Source organism: Pandoraea sp., from assembly GCF_041919235.1.
GTDB lineage: Bacteria > Pseudomonadota > Gammaproteobacteria > Burkholderiales > Burkholderiaceae > Pandoraea.
In genome coordinates, this window is record NZ_JAYRUC010000038.1 from 1 (window position 1) to 20,278 (window position 20,278).

Genomic DNA, 20,278 nt, shown 5'->3' on the forward strand with positions numbered 1-20,278 from the left:
GGGAGATCGAAAAGAGGCGGGGGAAGTGAAGAGGAATTGAGGGCGTGAATGGGCGATCGTGTCCGGTGATTCAAGGGGCCAATCCGCGTTTGCAAGGAGAGACACCCCCACAGCGCGCTGAAGTACCGCTCGCCACGCGAGTGCCGGTGCAGGACTGATTCATCAACCTTGGTGTGAGGCGGGGTCCGGTGGTGCAGGGGCAAATCCAGTTGTAGCGTGGCGGATGCGGATGCGGATGCGGATGCGGGGGTGGGTGTGGCGTTGTGTGGGCGATGGGGGCGGGAGGGGGCTGGAGGGAGAGCGCGGGAACTGGGAACTGGGGAGTGGGGAGGTGGGCGGTGTTGTTGTTGGTGTGGGGGACTGGGGGCGTTGAGGGGGATGGACCGGGGCCCCTTTTTGCAGCGAGTTGGGTTTATGTCTGAGCGGCGGAAAGGGGCTCCGGTCCGTCTGGGGGGAGGTGTTGGGGGTGTTGAAGGTGTTGGAGCGAAGAGAGGAATCGAGACAGAAGCGGCCCGATCTACTTGCGAGAAAAGCCGGCTTGCGAGGGGGAGGAATGCAAGCCGGCGTCGGACTGAGCCGAGGTGTGCAGGTGGCTTAAGCTGCGGGTACGACGGCGGTCACTTCGATCTCGACTTTCGCGTCGTCTTCCACCAGGTCGGCGACTTCCACGGCCGTCATGGCGGGAAAGTGGCGTCCGATGATGGCGCGGTAGTGTTCACCGATTGCGGGATAGTTTTCCACGTACTCGCGTTTGTTCTTCACGTACCAGGTCATGCGGACGATGTGTTCGGGTTTCGCGTTGCCTTCGGCGAGAATTGCGACGATGTTCTGAAGTGTCTGGCGTACTTGGAGTGCGAAATCATGCGTCTCGAACTGTTGCTGTCCGTTCCAGCCGATTTGACCGCCGACAAACACGATGCGGCTGCCTGCCGTCATCTCGAACGCCATGCCGTTGGCATAGCCGCGCGGTTTCGCCCATTCGGGTGGTTGCAGAACTTGCAGCATCAGGACACTCCTTCAATCACAGAATCGGGTGCGGCGAAGCGCACAATTGCCTCGCGCTGGGCGGTGGGGATGGCGATCGGGGCGGGTCTTGCGCCCTCGCCTTTCGCGACCCAGACCAGCACCAGCGTGGCTTGCAGACGCGTTTCGTCGTTGGCACCGGCGAACCGGATGCGTAGCGTCATCGACGAACGACCGAGGCGCGAAACCTCGAGAGAGCGCAGTAGCGACTCGCCCAAAAAACTGGGGGCGCTGAAGCGACACTCAATGTTCGCTGTCGGCACGCCCATCGCGTTGTGCAAATGCATCTCGCCGAAAGACAGCCCGAGGCCCTCGGCGCACCAGTCCTCGACGAGATCGTTGATCATTTCGAAATAGCGCGGATAAAACACAATGCCTGCTGGATCGCAATGTTTGAAGCGCACCAGCAGCGGCTTCACGAACGCGTGCGTGGCCACTTCAGCTTCCGACGTAGTCATTTTCTCTCCCTGAGCGCACGTGCTTACGCGCGTCACAGTGTCTCGTTATGAGCGGGCGCCAGCGTCGGCGCCGCGCGTTCACTTCACTGCGTCATTTGCCGCAGTTTGAAGCGCTGCAGCTTCCCTGTTTCCGTGCGGGGGAGCGCGTCCACGAACTCAATCGCTCGCGGGTACTTGTACGGCGCGATGTTAGCCTTCACATACTCTTGAAGCGCCTTCACCATCGCGTCGTCGTGCGGCTCACCGGCCTTGAGCACCACATAAGCCTTCACGATCTGCCCGCGTGCCTCGTCGCTCGCTCCCACCACCCCGCATTCCGCCACAGCGGGATGTTGCAACAGCGCCGACTCCACCTCGGGACCCGCGATGTTATACCCTGCCGAGACAATCATGTCGTCCGAGCGAGCCTGATAGTAGTAATTGCCCGCTTCGTCGCACCGGAACGTATCGCCGGGCAGATTCCAGCCATGCTTCACATAATTCGTCTGGCGCGAATCCGCGAGATAACGACACCCCGTCGGCCCCTTCACCGCCAGCTTGCCCACCTTACCGGGCGGCAGCGGCTGCATGTTCTCGTCCACAATCATTGCGATATAGCCCGGCACCGGCTTGCCGATCGCACCCGGCACCACGTCGCCGTTCGCCGCCGAGATGAAGATGTGAATCATCTCCGTACCGCCAATGCCATCGATCATCTCGATGCCCGAAGCCTGCTTCCAGAGCTGGCGCGTTGCATCCGGCAACGCCTCGCCGGCCGACACCGTCTTCTTCAGGCTCGACAGATCGTACTTGCCCACCAGCGCCGCCATCTGACGATAGAACGTCGGCGCCGTGAAACAGATCGTCGCGCGATACGTCTCGATTGCCTGCAACAGACTGTCCGGGGTGAGCTTCTCGAGCAGCACCGTCGCCGCGCCGACACGCAACGGGAACGTCAACAAACCGCCCGTGCCGAAAGTGAACGCCAACGGGGGCGTGCCGCAAAAAATATCGTCCGGCCCCGGCTTGAGCACATGGCGAGGAAACAGATCGCACATCGCCAGCACGTCGCGATGAAAATGCATCGTGCCCTTTGGCTGCCCCGTCGTACCGCTCGTGAAGGCAATCAGGCACACGTCGTCCACCGCCGTGTCGCAGGCCTCGAAACTCGCCGGCTGGCGCGCCATGCGAGCCTCCAGCGAGTCCTCACCCACGTCGTGGAAATACACCACCTGCGACAACGCCGGACAGAAATGCTCATGACCCGCCTGACGGTTGAACTCCAGCTCATCCTTCAGACGACCATCACACAGCGCCGCACCGATCTCCGCCTTGTCGACGATCTGCTTGAGTTCCTTCGCGCGCAGCAACGGCATCGTCGGCACGCCAATCAGCCCCGCCTTGATCACCGCCAGCCAAGCCGCCGCCATGAACAGATTATTCGGACCCCGCAGCAACACGCGGTTGCCCGGCACCAGCGCCATATCGCGCCGAAGCACATGCGCGATGCGATCCACCATCTCACGCAAGCCAAGATACGTCGTGATCGTCGGCTGCCCCTGCTCCACCGAAAAAATCGCAGGTGCATCGCCGCGCCCCTGCGCGATCGCTTGATCCAGCAACTCGGCGGCGCAATTGACACGCGCCGGATACGCCACGTCCGGATTGTCCAGCAGAAACTCAGGCCACTGATCGGCAGGCGGCAAATTGTCGCGCGCAAAAGTGTCCAGATGTCCAGATCGTTCCATGTGCTTCTCCTTGCCCCCGGTAATCAAGCATGACGCCTTCGCGCCGCCACAGTCGGCGCTCAGCCGTCCTTGAGCAGTTCGCGCGCGATGATCAGTTTCTGTACTTCCGTTGCCCCTTCGTAAATTCGCAGCGAACGAATCTCGCGATACAGCCGCTCCACGATCGCGCCCGACACCACGCCCGCGCCGCCAAACATCTGCAAGGCACGGTCGATGACCTGCTGCGCCGATTCCGTCGCAAACATCTTCGCCATCGCCGCTTCGCGCGTCGTGCGCTGCCCCAGCACATCGCGCTGCCATGCGGCGCGATACGTGAGCAACGCGGCGGCGTCCACCGACGTTGCCATATCGCCCAGCGCCGCCTGCGTCATCTGGAAGTCCGCCAGCGTCTGCCCGAACATCTCGCGCGACTTCGCGCGCGCCAGCCCTTCGTCAAGCGCACGGCGGGCGAAGCCCAGCGCCGCCGCCGCGACCGACGCCCGGAAGATGTCCAGCGTCATCATCGCCACCTTGAAGCCCTGCCCCGCTTCGCCAAGACGCTGCGACGCCGGCACACGGCAATTCTCGAACCTGAGACGGGCGAGCGGATGCGGCGCGCTCACGTCGATGCGCTCGGCAATCGTCAGCCCCGGCGTATCCGCATCCACCACGAACGCACTGATACCGCGCGCACCCGGCGCTTCGCCCGTGCGCACGAAAACACAATAGAAATCCGCAATGCCGCCGTTCGAAATCCAGGTCTTCTCGCCATCGAGAACGTAGTCCGTCCCATCCGGCGTCGCCGCGCAAGCCATCGCGGCAACGTCCGACCCCGCGTTCGGCTCCGACAGCGCAAACGCCGCAATCGCCTCGCCCGACGCCACACGCGGCAGATAGCGCTGCTTGAGCGCTTCGCTGCCCGCAAGCGTAATCGCACCACTGCCCAGACCCTGCATCGCGAAAGCGAAGTCCGCGAGGCCGTCGTGACGCGCAAGCGTCTCGCGCAACACGCACAGCGCCCGCGAATCCAGTCGGTCCAGCGCGCCGCCATGACTCGCGCTCACGCAATACTTCAGCCAGCCCGCGCGGCCCAACTGCCGCACCAGCGACACACACGTCGCGTCCGTATCCGCTCGGTGATCGACCTTCAACTCGCGCGTGCACCACGCGTCGAGCGCCGTACCCAGACGGCGATGCGCCTCGTCGAAGAACGGCCACGCCAGAAAGTCGCCGTTGCGCGCATTGTGGGGAGTGATATCGCTCATCGTCTCGCTCGCGTCAGTCGCCCTTGAAAACCGGCTTTTGCTTTGCGACGAAGGCGTCGTAAGCACGGCGGAAATCCTTTGTCTGCATACAGATGGCCTGCGCCTCGGCTTCCGCCTCAATCGCCTCGTCCACGCCCATGTTCCACTCCTGATGCAGCAGCTTCTTCGTCACGCCGTGCGCGAACGTCGGGCCGCACGCCATTTGATCGGCCAACGCGTGCGCCGCCGAGAGCAGCGTGCCGCCGTCATGCAACGCATTGAAAAAGCCCCATTGCAGCCCTTCGTCGGCCGTCATCACGCGACCGGTGTAAAGCAGTTCCGACGCGCGACCCTGCCCGATCATGCGCGGCAACAACGTGCACGCGCCCATGTCGGCACCGGCCAGCCCAACCCGCACGAACAGGAACGCCGTCTTCGCTTGCGGCGTGCCCAGACGCATATCGGACGCGAGCGCCATCATCGCCCCCGCACCGGCACAAATGCCGTCGATAGCGCTCACGATTGGCTGCGGACAGCCTCGCATCGCCTTGACCAGATCGCCCGTCATGCGCGTGAAGTCGAGCAACTCCGGCATGCTCATTTGCGTGAGCGGGCCGATAATCTCGTGAACGTCGCCGCCCGAACAGAAGTTGCCGCCCGCACCCGTCACGACGACCGTCTTGATATCCGTGGCGTAGACCAGCGCGCGGAACAGATCGCGCAACTCCGCATACGAATCGAACGTCAGCGGATTCTTCTTGTCGGGACGATTCAGCGTGATCGTGCCGATGCTCGGACGCCCCTGCGCGTCGTTCGACACCGACCACAGAAAATGCCGGGCTTCATAGCTCGCGAACGCACGCTTGTGATGCGCCATCGTCAGTTTCACGTCACTCATTGGCCGATCTCCATTAATAGGTTGTGCATACGCGCCTAGCCGACGCTCACTTCGCCGCCCGCCACCGCTATCGACTGTCCGGTCACCGCGCTAGCGCCGGGCTGGCAGAGCCACAGCACAGCATCGGCAACCTCTTGCGGCTGCACGAGACGGCCCTGCGGGTTGCGCTTGGCCAGCTCGGCGCGCGCGTCATCTTCGCTGCGTCCGGTCTTGGCGACGATGTTCGCCACCGCGTCGCGCACGATGTCCGTCTCCGTATAGCCCGGGCAGACGGCGTTGACCGTCACCCCTTTCTTCGCCACTTCGAGCGCCAACGCGCGCGTGAGCCCGACGACGCCATGCTTGGCCGCGCAATACGCCGTGACATACGGGTAACCGATCAACCCAGCCGTGCTGGCCACGTTCACGATGCGGCCCCATCCCGCCGTCAGCATGTCGGGCAGCGCAGCCGACACGCAGTGAAACGTTCCCGTCAGGTTGACGTCGATCATCCGCTGCCAAAGCGCACTGTCCGTCTTGCCGAACGGCGCGCTCACTGCCTGCCCCGCGTTGTTCACAAGCACTTGCACCGGGCCGAAGCGCTGCGTCGCCCGCGCAAACGCCGCGGCGACCGCCGCAGCGTCCGAGATGTCCGCACTCACCCAAGCCACCTCGCCATGCGCGGCCAATGTCTGTGCGCCGCTCGCGAGCGCGGCTTCGCTGCGTCCGAGCAGCGTCACCCGTGCGCCCTGCGCCAGCAGCGACCGGGCCACGGCCTCGCCAATGCCGCGCGCACCGCCCGTCACGAGCGCGTGCACGCCCCGCAACGATGCCGGGGACGCACCTGCCGAGTTTGTCGTCGACGTCATGAACTGTCCTTATTTACCGATCTGTTGAGCGTAGGCGGCAGCACGCTCCAGATTGGTCTCGTACTGCCGTTTGCCCGCATAGTACTGCGCCGGCCACGGCAGATCCTTGTAGCCGATCTTGGCAGCTTCATGCAGCGTCCAGAACGGATCGGCCAGATGCGGTCGCGCCAGCGCGCACAGATCGGCACGGCCCGACGCGATAATGCTGTTCACGTGATCCGCCTCGAAGATCGCGCCGACGGCAATCGTCGGAATGCCCGCGTCGTTGCGCACCCGGTCGGCAAACGGCGTCTGGAACATACGGCCGTACACCGGCTTTTCCGCCTTGCTGACCTGACCCGACGAGCAGTCGATGAGATCCGCCCCGGCGTCCTTGAACGCGCGGGCAATGACGACCGCATCGTCCGGCGTGATTCCCCCCTCGACCCAATCGTGCGCCGAAATACGCACCGACATCGGCTTGGCCGCCGGCCAAACGTCGCGCACCGCGCGGAAGACCTCCAGCGGATAGCGCAAGCGGTTCTCCAGCGTGCCGCCGTACCCGTCGCTGCGCTGGTTCGTGAGCGGCGAGATGAAGCTCGATAGCAGATAGCCGTGGGCGCAGTGCAGTTCGAGCCAGTCGAACCCCGCCTCGGCAGCACGGCGCGCGGCTTGCACGAAGTCGTCCCTGACGCGATCCATATCGTCGCGATCCATCTCGCGCGGCGTCTGCGACACGCCCGCCATGTAAGGCAGCGGCGAGGCGGAGATCAGCGGCCAGTTGCCATCTTCGAGCGGCTGATCGATGCCCTCCCACGCCCGCCGCGTCGACCCCTTGCGACCGGCATGGCCGATCTGCATGGCGATCTTGGCATCGCTGCCCGCATGCACGAAGTCGACGATACGCTTCCACGCGTCGCGCTGCGTGTCGTTCCACAGGCCCGGGCAGCCCGGCGTGATGCGTGCGTCGGGCGACACACAGGTCATCTCCGCGACGATCATGCCTGCGCCGCCCAGCGCCCGGCTGCCGAGATGCACCAGATGGAAGTCGCCGGGTACGCCGTCGAGCGCCGAGTACATGGCCATCGGCGACATCACGATACGGTTCTTGAGCGTGAGTTCGCGAGCGCGGAACGGCGTAAACATCGGCGGAATCGCCTGCTGAGCGTCGGCGCGCGTAACGCCGGCACGCGCCGCCAGCCAGTCCTCGAAACCTTCGACGTAAGCCGCATCGCGCACCCGAAGATTCTCGTGCGAGATACGTTGCGAGCGCGTCAGCAACGAGTAGGCGAATTGCTCCGGGGCGAAGCGCGCGTAACGCTCGACCGTTTCAAACCACTCGGTCGAGTTACGCGCGGCGTTCTGAATCTTGAGCACTTCGACGCTGCGTGCGGCTTCGTAATCGGCCAGCACACCCGGCAGCACGTCGACACCCTGGGTGCCGAGGCCGTCGGCGAGTGCGATCGCATCTTCCAGCGCGAGCTTGGTGCCGGAGCCGATCGAGAAGTGCGCGGTGTGCGCGGCGTCGCCCATGAGTACGACCGGCACGCGCTTACCGTCGATCTCGCTCCAGTGAACCCAGTGCTCGCAGATCACGCGCGGGAAGCGGATCCAGATGGCCGAACCGCGCAGATGCTTGGCGTTGCTCATGAGTTCGTGGCCGCCGAGATACTTGGCGAAGAGCTTCTCGCAGAATTTCACGCCCTCCTCCTGGCTCATCTGGTCGATGCCATGCGCACGCCAGACCTCCTCGGGGGTCTCGACGATGAACGTCGACGTGTCGGCATCGAACTGATACGCGTGCGCCTGAAACCAGCCGTGCTCCGTTTTCTCGAAGGCGAACGTGAAGGCATCGAAGCGCTGGTGCGTGCCGAGCCAGACGAAACGATTCTGCCGCGTGTCGATGTCCGGGCGGTATGTGTCGGCGTAACGGGTGCGGATACGGCTGTTGAGCCCATCCGAGGCGATCACCAGGTCGGCCTGATAGCGGCGGGCGATCTCCTGATCGTCAGTCACGTCGGCCTCGAAGACCAATTCGACGCCGAGCGCCTCGCAGCGCGCCTGCAGAATATTGAGCAGCTTCTTGCGGCCGATGCCAATGAAGCCGTGACCGCCAGAGGTGATCGTGCGGCCTTCGAAGTGGATGTCGATATCGTCCCAGCGATTGAAGGCTTCGTTGATCTGCGCAGCGCTCTCGGGATCGGCTTCCTGCAGGTTGTCCATCGTGGCGTCGGAGAACACCACCCCCCACCCGAACGTGTCGTAGGGCCTGTTGCGCTCCACCACCACCACGCGGTGCGACGGTTCGCGCAGCTTCATCAACAACCCGAAATACAGGCCCGCAGGACCGCCACCAATACAGACGATATTCATCTCCAGCCTCCGGATTCACAGATCGCGCTGCGTTTGCCGATCTTTGTTAAATCGTAAATAGTTTATACCTAAAATACTAGCGAAAAAAATTCCCTGCGGCAAGTTCGGCGACCCCGTGGCGCTCGAAGGGTCGGGTAAGCCCCTAGGGTGGATACCGTCCGAGATACCGTCCGAGGCATCGTCCGAGGTATCGTCCGAGACCCCGATCGGAAGATTCCGAATTTCGGCCGATGCGTCCAAAACCTGAATAAGTTGGCGTTCCTGTCTGACAGAATTCTCGCCGTCGTGTCACCTACGGTTCCATCCAACCTCTGGCCTGACGCCAGGGTGTAAGCCCCCCCTGCTGTTGCATGTCCACCGTGCTCACTGTTGCGCCCTTTTCCGCACACGCGTCTGCGTGCGCGCCGGTCACCGCTTTCGCGGCGTGCGGCGCGTGCGCAATCGCGCGATGCACCGTTTCGACTACAAAAAAGGGCAACGCAATTCGTGGCACATCAAGACCGTCCCATCCGCGTCGCATTCATTACGCGTCGCATCGCCGGATTTGCACCTCACGCGCCTCACGCGCCTCATGCGCCTCATGCGCCTCATGCGTCTCATGCGTCTCATGCGTCTCATGCACCTCATGCGCCTCATGCACCTCGCGCACCTCACGCGCCGGCGGTCCTGCGCGCAAGCTTGCTGGCATGCGCACTCTCGCTCCAATGGTCGGTGGCCACCGCGCAACACGGCCCCTCGTCCGCGTACGGCGAAGCGGTACGGCAAGGCGTACAGGATGAACGACTCGAGCGGCAGCGCAGGGAAGCCGAGGAACGGGAGCAACGCGCCGACGCACCCGACGTTCGCCTGCCCGCCCTCGCCGGCAGTCCGCCGGGACAGACCGACATCGGGCAGCTCACGCCCGAGTCGCCTTGCGTATCGCTGCGCAGTATCACCGTCACGGGATTGGGCGACGCCCCGCTCCCGGCGCGATTTGCATTTGTCGAATCCGCACTCACCCCGTTTATCGGGCAGTGCGCCGGGACGAACGGCGTAGCCACCATCGCCGACGTGGCCACCGAGGCCATTTTGGCCGCAGGCTGGGTCACCACCCGCGTGATCGTTCCCGAGCAAGATTTGGCCGACGGTCGTCTGACGCTGCAACTCATTCCCGGCAACGTTTCGGCGATCCGATTCTCCGATCCGTCCCTGCGCGGCAGTTGGCGCTCGGCATTGCCGCTTCGCGCAGGCGACACCCTCTCGCTCAATGCGCTTGAACAGGGGCTCGAGCAACTCAAACGCATGCCGAGCCAGGATGCCGATATTCGCATCGAGCCCGGCAGCACGCCCGGTTCGAGTGAGGTGGTGATCGATGTGCAACGGCAGCGGCCGTGGCGTCTGCTCGCCTCCGTCGACAACGGCGGCACGCGCGACACCGGGCGCCTGCAAGGTCAATTGGCCATTGGCCTCGATAACCCGCTCGGATGGAACGATCTTCTGGATGTCGCCGTCCAGCACGATCTGTCGACGGGCGACGACCGCTTCGGCACCAAAGGCGCCAGCGTCAGCTACTCGGTGCCGTGGGGTTACAACACCGTCTCGATCTTCGGTAGCACGCGCGCCTACTTCCAACGGATCGCGGGCGCGAACGAGTCATTCGTATCGAGCGGCCGCAATCAGACCGCCGAGCTGCGGCTGGAGCGCGTCGTGCATCGGGACAGCCGTGGCAAGACGGCGCTCGAAGCGCGGCTTGGACGCCGCTTCGGCAAGAGCTTCATCGAAGACTTCGAGATCTCTCAGCAATACCGGAACAACACCTATGCCCAGGTCGGTGTCACGCACCGGCAGTACTTCGGCACGGCGCAAGCGGACCTTGCCCTGAACTACCGGCAGGGCATGCCGTGGTTCGGCGCACAGGACGACCTGCGCGACCCCGTCACACGTCAACCAACTCACCAAACGTATCGCTACCGGCTTTTCACGCTGGACATGCAGTGGTCCGTCCCGTTCCGGGTGGCGGCCCTGCCTGTCCGTTACGCCGGAACGTTCCACGGGCAGACCACGGCCAACGCGCTATGGGCCGTCGACCAGATGGCCATCGGCGGACGGTACAGCGTGCGTGGCTTTACCGGCGATCAGACCCTGAGCGCCGAGCGCGGCTTTTTCCTTCGCAACGAGTTGCATGTTCCGTTCGGAGCGAGCGCGCACGCGCTTTACGTGGGCGTGGACTACGGCCGCGTATTCGGACCGAGCGCCCGCCACCTCGGCGGCACCGAACTCGCCGGTGCAGTCGTCGGCCTGCGCGGACAAATCGGCACGTATGGCGGCCCCTGGGGCAACGCCAGCTACGACGTGTTTCTCGCAAAACCCCTTCTCCACCCCGCCCGGTTTCCGGTCAATGCCGCCGTTGCAGGCATTTCCGTCGCCCTTCGCTACTGAGTCCCGCCCATGAACACACGTTGCTTTCGTCTGATCTTCAGCCATGTCCGACGCCAATGGGTCGCGGTCGGAGAGAACGTTCGTCGCGGCAGGACGCCCGGATGCGGGCGCAGCGCACGTCGTCGCTCGACGCGTAGCGCACACGCGGCGGCGGCCCAACCCAATGGGCTGCGAGCGTTGCCCCGCATGGTGTTGCCTGCGCTGATCGCCCTCGCCTTCCCCCTCGCTTTCCCCCGTCCCGCCGCATCGCAAATCGTTGCGGCGCCCGGCCCCCATGCCCCCGGCGTGAGCGTGACGCCAAACGGCCTGCCGCTCGTGAACATCACGGCGCCGAGCGCTGCTGGAGTCTCTCAGAACCAGTACCAGCAGTTCGATGTTCCGACGCAGGGGGCGATACTCAACAACTCGCGCACCATCGTTCAAACGCAGCTCGGCGGACTCGTCCCCGGCAACCCCAACCTCGCCGGCGGCCCGGCGCGCATCATCGTCAATCAGGTAACAGGCACGTTGCCGTCGAGCCTGGCCGGCTATCTCGAAGTCGCCGGGCATCGGGCCGAAGTCATCGTCAGCAACCCCAATGGGCTCACGTGTGACGGCTGCGGCTTCATCAACACCGCGCGCGGCGTGCTCACGACCGGCTTGCCGATCTTCGGCGGCAGCGGCTCACTCGAAGCGTTTCGCGTCACCACCGGGCGCATTCAGATCACCGGCAGCGGCCTGAACGCCAGCAATCTCGCGCACGCCGCATTACTGGCGCGCGCCGTTGAGGTCAACGCCGCCGTCCACGCGCCGCAGTTGGATGTCGTCGCGGGTCTGAACGACATCGACGCCGCGACGTTCGGCATCAATCGCAGCGCCAACCGCGCCAGCGGAGCGCCTCCCTTTGCGCTCGACGTCTCGCGTCTGGGCGGCATGTATGCCGGAAAGATCCGGCTGATCGGCACCGAAGCCGGCGTGGGCGTGAATCTGGACGGGCACATCACGGCCAATCGAGGGGGCCTGACCCTGAACAGTGCCGGGCAACTTCTGATTGGCGGCAAGCTTCACGCGCAAGCGGACATCCGCGCGAAGGCCGCCGGCGACCTGTCGATACACGGCGAAGCGGTCGCCGACGGCATGCTGACGCTGGAAACCCAGCGGGATCTCATCAGTTCCGGAAGCCTGCGCAGCGCCCGTGACGTGACGCTCAATGCCGGTGGCGTGTGGCGTCATACCGGTACCGCCTCGGCGGGTCGGCACCTGGCGGTCAACGCGGCGGCAACGGTATCGTCCGGCGCAATGGCCGCAGGCGCCAACGCCGACGGGACACCCGGTGCGACGGGGAACATCTCGCTTTCAACGGCGGGCCTCACGCAAGCGAGCGGCACCCATTCCGCCACCGGCGACATCGACGTCATTGCCGATGCCATCGATTTCACAGGATCGACGTCGACCGTCCTGCGAGGACTTAACTTGCGGGCGCGCAACGGCGCAGTCACCCTGACGCGCGCGACGACCTCCGCCGGTGGCACGACGCACATCGAAGCCGCTCGCGACGTGATCCACGACGGGGCTACGCTCAGAACGTCGGGGCTCTTCGTGCAGGCCTTCGGGATGAGCAACCGGGGTGGGTCCATCTCACAGTGGGGTTCAACCCCGCTCCGGATCGCGCTGTCCGGTCTGTTAAGCAATCGCGAAGGTCAGATTCGTGTCAACGGCAGCGACCTTTCGCTGACTTCCGGACAACTCGACAATACCGCCGGCAAGATCGAGCACGCTGGCACGGGCCACTTCCGCATCGTCACCGGGACGCTCGAGAATGCCCAGGGCACGCTCGCCACCAACGGTGCCCTGCGCGTCGACGCAAGCGACTGGTCGAACGATCATGGCACCGCCTCTGCCAAGCTTTCCTTGATTGCAGGACTGCGCGGTCAGTTGACGAACGCCGCAGGGCTCATGCAATCGGGCGGACTGTTTTCGCTACGGGCAGACGGCATCAAGAACCTCGGTGGACGGCTGCTGGCGCTCGGCGACGCGGAATTGCGCGTGCATGCCGAGACAAGCTTGGAAAACGGACGCCTTGGACAGACCCAGGGCGAGATTGCCGGGCGCGGCGACGTTGCGCTCTCGGGCGCATTGCTCTCCAACAGCGGGATATGGGCGGCACAGGGTTCGCTTCTCGCAAACGCCGCAAGCCAGCTTTTGAACGTGGGCGGGCGCATCGTCGCGCAGCATCACGTCACCCTCGCCACGCGTGGCCTGTTCGACAACACCGGCGGCATGTCGAGCGCAGGCCAAACGCTCACGGTACGCGCTGACACAATCGACAACACGCGTGGGCAAATGCAATCGGCGTCGTTCACCGTGAACGCCCGGCAACTTGGCAATCAGTTCGGGGCCATTCGCCAGACGGGCAGCCATGACGATGACATGGCAACACTGCGCATCGCGGCGCGACTGAACAATCGCGCGGGCGCGATCCATTTGGCCGCCCGCGACGCAGCCATCGACGCGCTCGCCTTCGACAACACCGAGGGCACCGTCGCGCATGCAGGGCAAGGCGCGCTCTCCATCACGGGACCATCACTCGACAATCGCGATGGACGCATCGGCACCAATGGCGACTTGTCATTGCGTCTCAAATCGCTGGTGAACGATCGCGGCCGCGTCACCGCATTGCGGACCGTGACGTCGAAAGTCGACGAGCGTCTAAGCAACGTTTCGGGGCTGATGGCGGGCCAGTCCGTCACGCTGTACGTCGGCGATGCAATGGACAATCGTTCCGGTTCCGTCGAAGCCAGCGAAGCGCTGCGGGTCGATGCGCGCGAACTCGACAACGCACGGGGGGCGCTGCTCAACAGCGGTCATGCAACCACGACCGTCGCCGTCAAAGACACCCTGGCGAACACCGATGGCGGACGAATTGCGGCCAATGGGGATGTCTCCGTCACGGCGGGGCATCTGGACAATACGGCCGGTCGGGTGCAGGCCGGGAAATCGCTTTCGCTCGTCGTCACGTCGGACATCCTCAACCGCGCGGGCTATCTCACGGCGGGCGGGCGACTAGACGCCGATATCGGTGGCAGCTTCTTCAACCGCGACGGTTATGCGCGCGCTCACGACGCCCTGCGCTTCGCCGTCGCCCACAATATCGACAACACGGCGGGGACGTTCGAGGTCAGTTCGGCCAGCGGGGACATGCGCCTGTACGGGCGGCAACTGAACAACACCTGGGGCCGCATTGCGAATGCCGGTACCGGCGCGATCGACATTGCCATGCGTGAACGGCTACTCAATCGGTCCACCGACGCGAGCACGCCGGGTCGAGGCGGCAGTATCGCCGGCAACGGCGCCGTCGACATCTCGGCGGAGGGCATCGACAACCTGGACGGCGCGTCGATCGAAGCCGGAACATCGCTCACGCTCACGTCGACCCAGGACATCAACAACCGCCGTGCACGCCTGCGCGCCGAGGGGCCATTGAGTGTCGACGCCGCGCGCGACTTCATCAATTCGGAGGGTGTCGTACACGCGGGCAAGGCGCTGCACGTCGCGACCGGCCGGAAGCTCGACAACACCCACGGAAGCATTGAAACCTCAGGCAGCCCGACAGCAGGCGGCCAGGACGCCCTCACCGTCTCCACCGTCGTGCTCGACAACACCGACGGTCGCATCGTCAACGGCACGCGCGGCGACCTGAGCATCACATCGACATCGATCACGAACGCGCTGACCCGCCGCTCGGCGTCGAATCTCCCCGTCGGACTGATCGGCGGCAACGGCCGCGTTTCCATCACGACCTTTGCATTGATGAACGGCCCGAATGCGCAGATCACGGCCGGCGCGAATCTCTCGCTGACGGTCCGAGACACGCTCGGCAACGCTGGAACGCTGTATGCGGGTGCCGACTTCGGCGTGAAGTGGCGTGACAACCGGCGAACGCTGGCGTTCGAGAACACCGGCAGCGTTCAGGCCCGGCGCGACGCGTTCGTGGCCGTTGACGAACTGAATCACCGCGCGGGCGAAATCGCCGTCAATCAAACGCTGGACGTGCGTGCCGGCCGGCTGCGCGGCAGCGCCCGGTTGCGGGCGGGTCACGATCTGAACGTCTCGCTGCCGGGCGATTTCACCTACGGCGTCGACCACGCTTGGCAAGCGAACGGCAATCTCCATCTCGATGTCGGCGGCTTGTTGCGCGTTCACGGCGCGCTTGGCGCCATCAAGCAGCTCACCGTGAATGCCGCCGGGGTCGTCAACACGGGACGGGGCCGTTTGCGAGGCGGTACGGTCGTGCTCGACGTGACGGGCGACATCACCAACGACGCGCGCATCGATGGCGACGAGATTCGGTTACGTGGCGCTCAGCTGCTCAACACCGGCGCCGTCATTGGCGGTCGCATTCGATTCGACGGCGCGAGCGTCAGGAATACCGGAGATCGCGCCGTGCTGGCGGCAACGCAGCAACTCGATGTCTTCGCTACCGGCGATGTGCTCAACGAGCGGGGCGCGACGCTCTACAGCCTGGGCAATCTTCGTGTTGCCGCAGGCGACGCGCGCGATGCGCAGGGCTATCTGACTCAGCAAACAGGTCGATTCGTCAACCGCTCGGCCATCCTGGAAGCGGGTGGCGACGTCGACATCGCAACGCGTGAATTCGTGAACGACCGCAGCTACGTCAATCTCGAACGAGGCGTCGATGTGGGCGAGACACAGACGGTGCGCGACATCTGGATCGCCGGCTACGTCAGCCTGCCGAACGAAGCGGACAGCCGGGCACGATGCGCGGCAGGCAAGGCATCGGCCTGCGAAGAATTGCCGACCGTACATACGAGCCATAGTCTGAGCGTCAACGGCGAACCGGCGCTGATCACGGAGTTCTATCGCGAGACCGACGGGAGTGGCGAGGACGTGCGGAAATCTCGCCTGGTTCCGAACCCGCGCAACCAGGGCTTTACGCAGTGGCGCTGGGGTCGCGAAGCGCGCGCCGCGCTTTCGGCGGAGAAGCTCCACGCGGTCAGCAGCCCGATCAGCGTTACGATTCCCAAGCACGGCCTGACGGCGCTCGACACGGGCAAGAAGACGTTCTCGCTGGAGCACCCCATTATCGAGTTGTACAAGTCGAGCGCCTTCTCGACAGATTTCGACAAGCGCAACATCACCCAGCGCGCCGTTCAGCATTTCGAATCGATCGCGGACGACGGGCAGGGGAATTGGGTCATTCAGTTCTGGCCGGACTACGACCCCGAGGTGAACATCAGGCCAACGGTGGTCGATCAAACCCGTCACACCGTTACCGGCGACATCGACGAAGGCGTGCGAATCTTTCGCCGTGGACATGGCATCGAGGACGGGCGGGACACCAACGAATACCGCCGCAGAATCACGGCTCGCAGCAGGACCGACGTGCTGGGCGACGTCGCCGCGCCTGGGGTCATCACATCGCAAGGCACGATCCGTCTGAACGTCGACAACGGCACGGCGTTGAATCACGCGTCGACGATCAGTGCAGGCGCAGACCTGAAGGTGCGTGGCAACGACGGTCAGATCACCAGCCGCAGCATCGGCCTCGAACGGGTCGAGACCATCGAGCAATCGTCCGACCTGTATTGGCACGAGAAGAGTGGCAATAGCAAGCGCTGGTTCACAACGGTCGATCTCCCGTTCGCTGAACGCCGCTCGATCGTCGGCGGTCTCCCGAGCCTGATTACCTCGAATCAGACGACCAGCCTTCGCGGTCGCGACATCACGATCGAGACCGCCACCGTCGACGGCACGGTCATCGGCGGCAGGCAAACGGATAGCGACGTCGGCGTGTCGCAGCGCGTGGCGGTCGGCACGAACCGCGCGACGGTCACGACCGGCGCGCAGGCGTCCATCGATGCGCCGAGCACGGGGGTGGCCACGTCTGACGTATCGGGCGTCATTCAGACACTGGATGCCGCCTCGGGTGGCATTCCCGGCATCAAACTCCCGCGCAGCGCGCTGTTCAAGGTCATCACCTCGCCCGACCAGCCGTACCTCGTCGAAACCGATTCCCGGTTCACCGATTACGGCGCGTTCGTCTCCAGCAACTATCTGCTCGAGTTGCTCGGTGTCGACCCGGCCGGCATCGAGCGACGTATCGGGGATGGCTTCTACGAGGCGAAGCTGGTGCGCGAGCAGATGCTTGAGCTGACGGGGCGGGCCGCCCTGGGCAACCGAGACGCCAACGTGGCGGCGGCCGGCGACGCGGCGTTTCGTTCGCTGCTGACGCAAGGCGCGCGCGCGGGCCGCGATCTTGAACTTCGCGTCGGCATTCGACTGACCCCCGACCAGATGCGGGCACTCACCGACGACATTGTCTGGCTGGTGCGCCAGACCGTCGCGCTGCCCGACGGGACGACCACAACGGTACTGGTGCCGACGGTCTACCTCGCCCATGGCAAACGTGTCGCAATGCAAGCGGGGGGCGCGCTCGTCGCGGGGCGGGACGTCATCGTTGACGCTGCGCGTCAAGTCAGCAACAGCGGTCAGATCGTGGGCGACGCGAGCACCCGCGTTCAGGCACGCGATGTCGACAACAGCGGGGTGATCGGCGGCATTGGCAGCACGGGCAGTGCTGGCACAGTGGACGTGGTCGCATCGCGCGACGTGCGGAACATCGGCGGCGAGATCGCGGGCAAGCGTGTTCACGTGGCAGCGGGACGCGACGTCGTCGTTGCCAGCCAGATCCATGGCGCCGACTGGGTCCGTGGGACACAGTCCGGCACGACCACGACGGTTGAATCCATCGGCCGCATTGGCGCACAGGACGCCGTGGTGATTACGGCCGGCCGAGATCTCTCCGTCACTGGCGCGGCCATCGACGCTGGCGGCAATGCCGAGCTTTCCGCGGGGCGCGATATCTCGCTGGGTGCAGCGGCCTTGAGCCGTGACTTTGGCGGTGGGCCGAGCGAGAACCGCAATCACACGCAGGTCACCGAGCACGTCACGTCCACCGTCAATACCGGCGGCAATGCAACCTTCGTTGCCGGGCGCGACGTCTCCACGTCGGGCACCGGCATCGAGGCGGGCAAGCGTGTCGTGGTTGCGGCGGCCCGAAATGTGGAGATTGGCGCGGTCACCGACCACATCACGGACTCGGGTCGCGTCGACAGCGACGGCTATGCCACGTCGGTGGAATCGTACGAGGAAACCGTACGAGGCAGCCGAATCCATGCCGACGGCGGGATCGGCATTGCCGCCGGACAGGCCGAAGCGGTTGCGCAAATACTGGGCGAGCGCGGTGTCAGCGCGTACGTGACGGACGGTGGCACGACGACCGGCGACGTGAAGATTCTGGGCGCGTATCTGAATGCCGGCGCTGCAGACGACGTACCGACCGACGCTTCGACGGCGTCGGCCGAGGCGGGCAAGGCCGACCTCAAGATCGTGGCCACTGGCGATGTGACCATCGGCGGCGTCTCGGCGCAGTACGACGACACACGCCAAACACGCACCACCCAGGGGGGGCTGCTCTCCTCCACCACCGAGACGCAGTACCGGGACGCGCACGGTACGCGCACGACGGGCAGCACGCTATCGGGTGACACCGTCACGGTCGCGTCGGGCCGCGACGTCACGATTTCCGGATCGCAGGTGGTGGCGGACGACGATATGACGATCGCAGCACGACGGAACGTAACAATCACGTCGGCCGAGGACCGCAGCAACTCACTGGATGTTTCGGAGAAGACGACGAGCGGCGTGTTCGGCAGCGGTTTGAGCTTCACGATCGGCAGCCGCTCCGAGAAAGAAAAGCAGCGGCGCGATCAAGTGGATCAGACGGGCAGCGTCGTCGGCTCGGTAACGGGCGATATCACCATTCAAGCAGGCAACGACTACCTACAGCAAGGCAGCACAGTCGTTGCGCGTGACGGTGACGTCGACATCGCGGGCAAGCGCGTGGCGATCGTGGAGAGTCAAGCGTCCGAGCACCGCGAGCATGAGCGGGAGGTCAAGCAGGCGGGATTGACGGTTGCGGTCTCCAACCCGGTGTTGGCGGCTGCCGAGACCGTCGGGCAGATGGGCAAGGCGGTCGGAAAGGTGAAAGATTCGCGCATGAAGGCGCTCGGGGTCGCAGCGGGTGGACTCGCGGTGAAGAATGCCGCCGATACCGTCAAGAATCTCAAGGACGCGGCCAACGTCAATATCTCGGTCACCGTCGGCGGATCGAAGCAGGAAACTCGTGAGACCAACGACAGTACGACGGCCAATGGCTCCAGCGTGCGCGCGGGCGGCAACGTCACCGTTGCGGCCACCGGCGATGGAGATCAATCGTCGCTCCTCATTCGCGGCAGCCAGATCGAAGCGGGGCAGGACGTCAAGCTCACCTCCGACGGCACGCTCGACATCCTCGCGGCGACCGATACCTCTGAGCATCACCGCAGTTCCAGTGGCGTGTCGGGTGGCATCGGACTGGGTATTTCCCTGGGCGTCAATGGCCCGCCGAAGATGGGGGTGACGGGCACTGCGAGCGTGTCGCGTGGCAAGGCGGACGGGAAGGACGCGACGCACCAGTCGAGCCATATCGTGGCAGGCCGCGTTGCGGAGATCACTTCCGGTGGCGACACGAATATCCGGGGCGGAACGGTCGTCGGCGAGCGCGTCATCGCCAACGTGGGCGGCGATTTGAACATCGAAAGCCTGCAGGATACGAGCGTCTACGCGTCCAAGGATCAATCGATCAACGGAAGCGCCACGGTAGGTGTCGGTGGGGCGTCCGGCAGCATCAACGTCAGCCATCAGCAGGTCAACAGCGACTTCGCGAGCGTCACCGAACAGTCGGGAATCAAGGCTGGCGATGGCGGTTTCGACGTCACCGTCAAGGGCAACACCGATCTGACGGGCGCCATCATCGCCTCGACCGATAAGGCCGTTGACGAGAATAGGAACCGTCTGAAAACCGGTTCGTTGACGACGCGCGACGTTGAAAACCACGCAGAGTACGACGCCTTTGGTGTCAGCTTGGGTGGTGGCATCAGCACGGGCTTCGGAGAGAACGCCAAAGTCGGCACGGATCAGAAGGGAGATGCGCAGACCGGCGCAAACGCGACACCGGGTAGCGAACTGCCGAAGACGGGAGCGGTGAGCGTGACCCCGCCGGTGGTGGTCGCGGCCGGGGATAGCGCATCGAGCATAACGCGAAGCGGTATCAGTGCGGGGGTTATTGAGATTACCAACGAGGCGAGCCAACTTGAACGAACCGGCAAGACGGCGAAGGAAACCGTAGCCGCCGTCAACCGCGACGTGTCCTCCGATAAAGACGGCAGCGGCGCACTCGCCAACAAGTTCGACAAGGAGCAGATCGAAACCAGCTTCGAGATCATGCAGA

General features: G+C 64.6%; 10 protein-coding genes and 1 pseudogene. 3 read left to right on the forward strand and 8 right to left on the reverse strand.

Features of this window, described 5'->3' with window-relative positions; genetic code table 11:
- Positions 1-594: 594 nt before the first annotated feature.
- The 8 genes from ACE3UG_RS21345 to ACE3UG_RS21380 form a co-directional block, all read right to left on the reverse strand.
- Entirely contained in the window at positions 595-1,002 is a 408-nt protein-coding gene (locus ACE3UG_RS21345) for a RidA family protein (RefSeq protein ID WP_374627696.1), read from the reverse strand.
- Between the two features lie 2 nt (positions 1,003-1,004).
- Complete coding sequence (locus tag ACE3UG_RS21350; protein WP_374627681.1) at positions 1,005-1,481, reverse strand: acyl-CoA thioesterase; 477 nt, start codon at positions 1,479-1,481, stop codon at positions 1,005-1,007.
- Positions 1,482-1,564: 83 nt separating this feature from the next.
- A complete protein-coding gene (locus tag ACE3UG_RS21355; RefSeq protein ID WP_374627683.1) occupies positions 1,565-3,208 on the reverse strand; it encodes an AMP-binding protein in 1,644 nt (547 codons plus the stop codon).
- 59 nt (positions 3,209-3,267) lie between these two features.
- Positions 3,268-4,452, reverse strand: a complete 1,185-nt coding sequence (locus tag ACE3UG_RS21360; protein WP_374627685.1) for an acyl-CoA dehydrogenase family protein — start codon at positions 4,450-4,452, stop codon at positions 3,268-3,270.
- A gap of 13 nt (positions 4,453-4,465) precedes the next feature.
- The gene (locus ACE3UG_RS21365; RefSeq protein ID WP_374627687.1) at positions 4,466-5,329 is read right to left on the reverse strand and encodes an enoyl-CoA hydratase family protein; all 864 of its coding nucleotides are present in this window, start codon (positions 5,327-5,329) and stop codon (positions 4,466-4,468) included.
- 35 nt (positions 5,330-5,364) lie between these two features.
- Entirely contained in the window at positions 5,365-6,177 is an 813-nt protein-coding gene (locus ACE3UG_RS21370) for an SDR family NAD(P)-dependent oxidoreductase (RefSeq protein WP_374627688.1), read from the reverse strand.
- 9 nt (positions 6,178-6,186) lie between these two features.
- The gene (locus ACE3UG_RS21375; protein ID WP_374627690.1) at positions 6,187-8,529 is read right to left on the reverse strand and encodes a bifunctional salicylyl-CoA 5-hydroxylase/oxidoreductase; all 2,343 of its coding nucleotides are present in this window, start codon (positions 8,527-8,529) and stop codon (positions 6,187-6,189) included.
- A gap of 523 nt (positions 8,530-9,052) precedes the next feature.
- Positions 9,053-9,217 (reverse strand): hypothetical protein, encoded by a 165-nt coding sequence (locus tag ACE3UG_RS21380; protein WP_374627692.1) that lies wholly within the window; start codon positions 9,215-9,217, stop codon positions 9,053-9,055.
- Positions 9,218-9,240: 23 nt separating this feature from the next.
- Between ACE3UG_RS21380 and ACE3UG_RS21385 the strand changes: the two genes are divergently transcribed.
- The 3 genes and pseudogenes from ACE3UG_RS21385 to ACE3UG_RS21395 form a co-directional block, all read left to right on the forward strand.
- Positions 9,241-10,947 (forward strand): ShlB/FhaC/HecB family hemolysin secretion/activation protein, encoded by a 1,707-nt coding sequence (locus ACE3UG_RS21385; RefSeq protein ID WP_374627694.1) that lies wholly within the window; start codon positions 9,241-9,243, stop codon positions 10,945-10,947.
- A gap of 9 nt (positions 10,948-10,956) precedes the next feature.
- Positions 10,957-11,088, forward strand: a pseudogene (locus ACE3UG_RS21390) (ESPR-type extended signal peptide-containing protein); the annotation flags it as partial.
- A gap of 45 nt (positions 11,089-11,133) precedes the next feature.
- A partial coding sequence (locus ACE3UG_RS21395; protein ID WP_374627698.1) for a hemagglutinin repeat-containing protein occupies positions 11,134-20,278 on the forward strand: 9,145 nt, incomplete at its 3' end.

Coding starts and splice junctions, on each gene's coding strand:
- ACE3UG_RS21350 (WP_374627681.1), bottom strand. CDS start 1,481: ATGACTACGTCGGAAGCTGAAGTGGCCACGCACGCGTTCGTGAAGCCG.
- ACE3UG_RS21355 (WP_374627683.1), bottom strand. CDS start 3,208: ATGGAACGATCTGGACATCTGGACACTTTTGCGCGCGACAATTTGCCG.
- ACE3UG_RS21360 (WP_374627685.1), bottom strand. CDS start 4,452: ATGAGCGATATCACTCCCCACAATGCGCGCAACGGCGACTTTCTGGCG.
- ACE3UG_RS21365 (WP_374627687.1), bottom strand. CDS start 5,329: ATGAGTGACGTGAAACTGACGATGGCGCATCACAAGCGTGCGTTCGCG.
- ACE3UG_RS21370 (WP_374627688.1), bottom strand. CDS start 6,177: ATGACGTCGACGACAAACTCGGCAGGTGCGTCCCCGGCATCGTTGCGG.
- ACE3UG_RS21375 (WP_374627690.1), bottom strand. CDS start 8,529: ATGAATATCGTCTGTATTGGTGGCGGTCCTGCGGGCCTGTATTTCGGG.
- ACE3UG_RS21380 (WP_374627692.1), bottom strand. CDS start 9,217: ATGCCAGCAAGCTTGCGCGCAGGACCGCCGGCGCGTGAGGTGCGCGAG.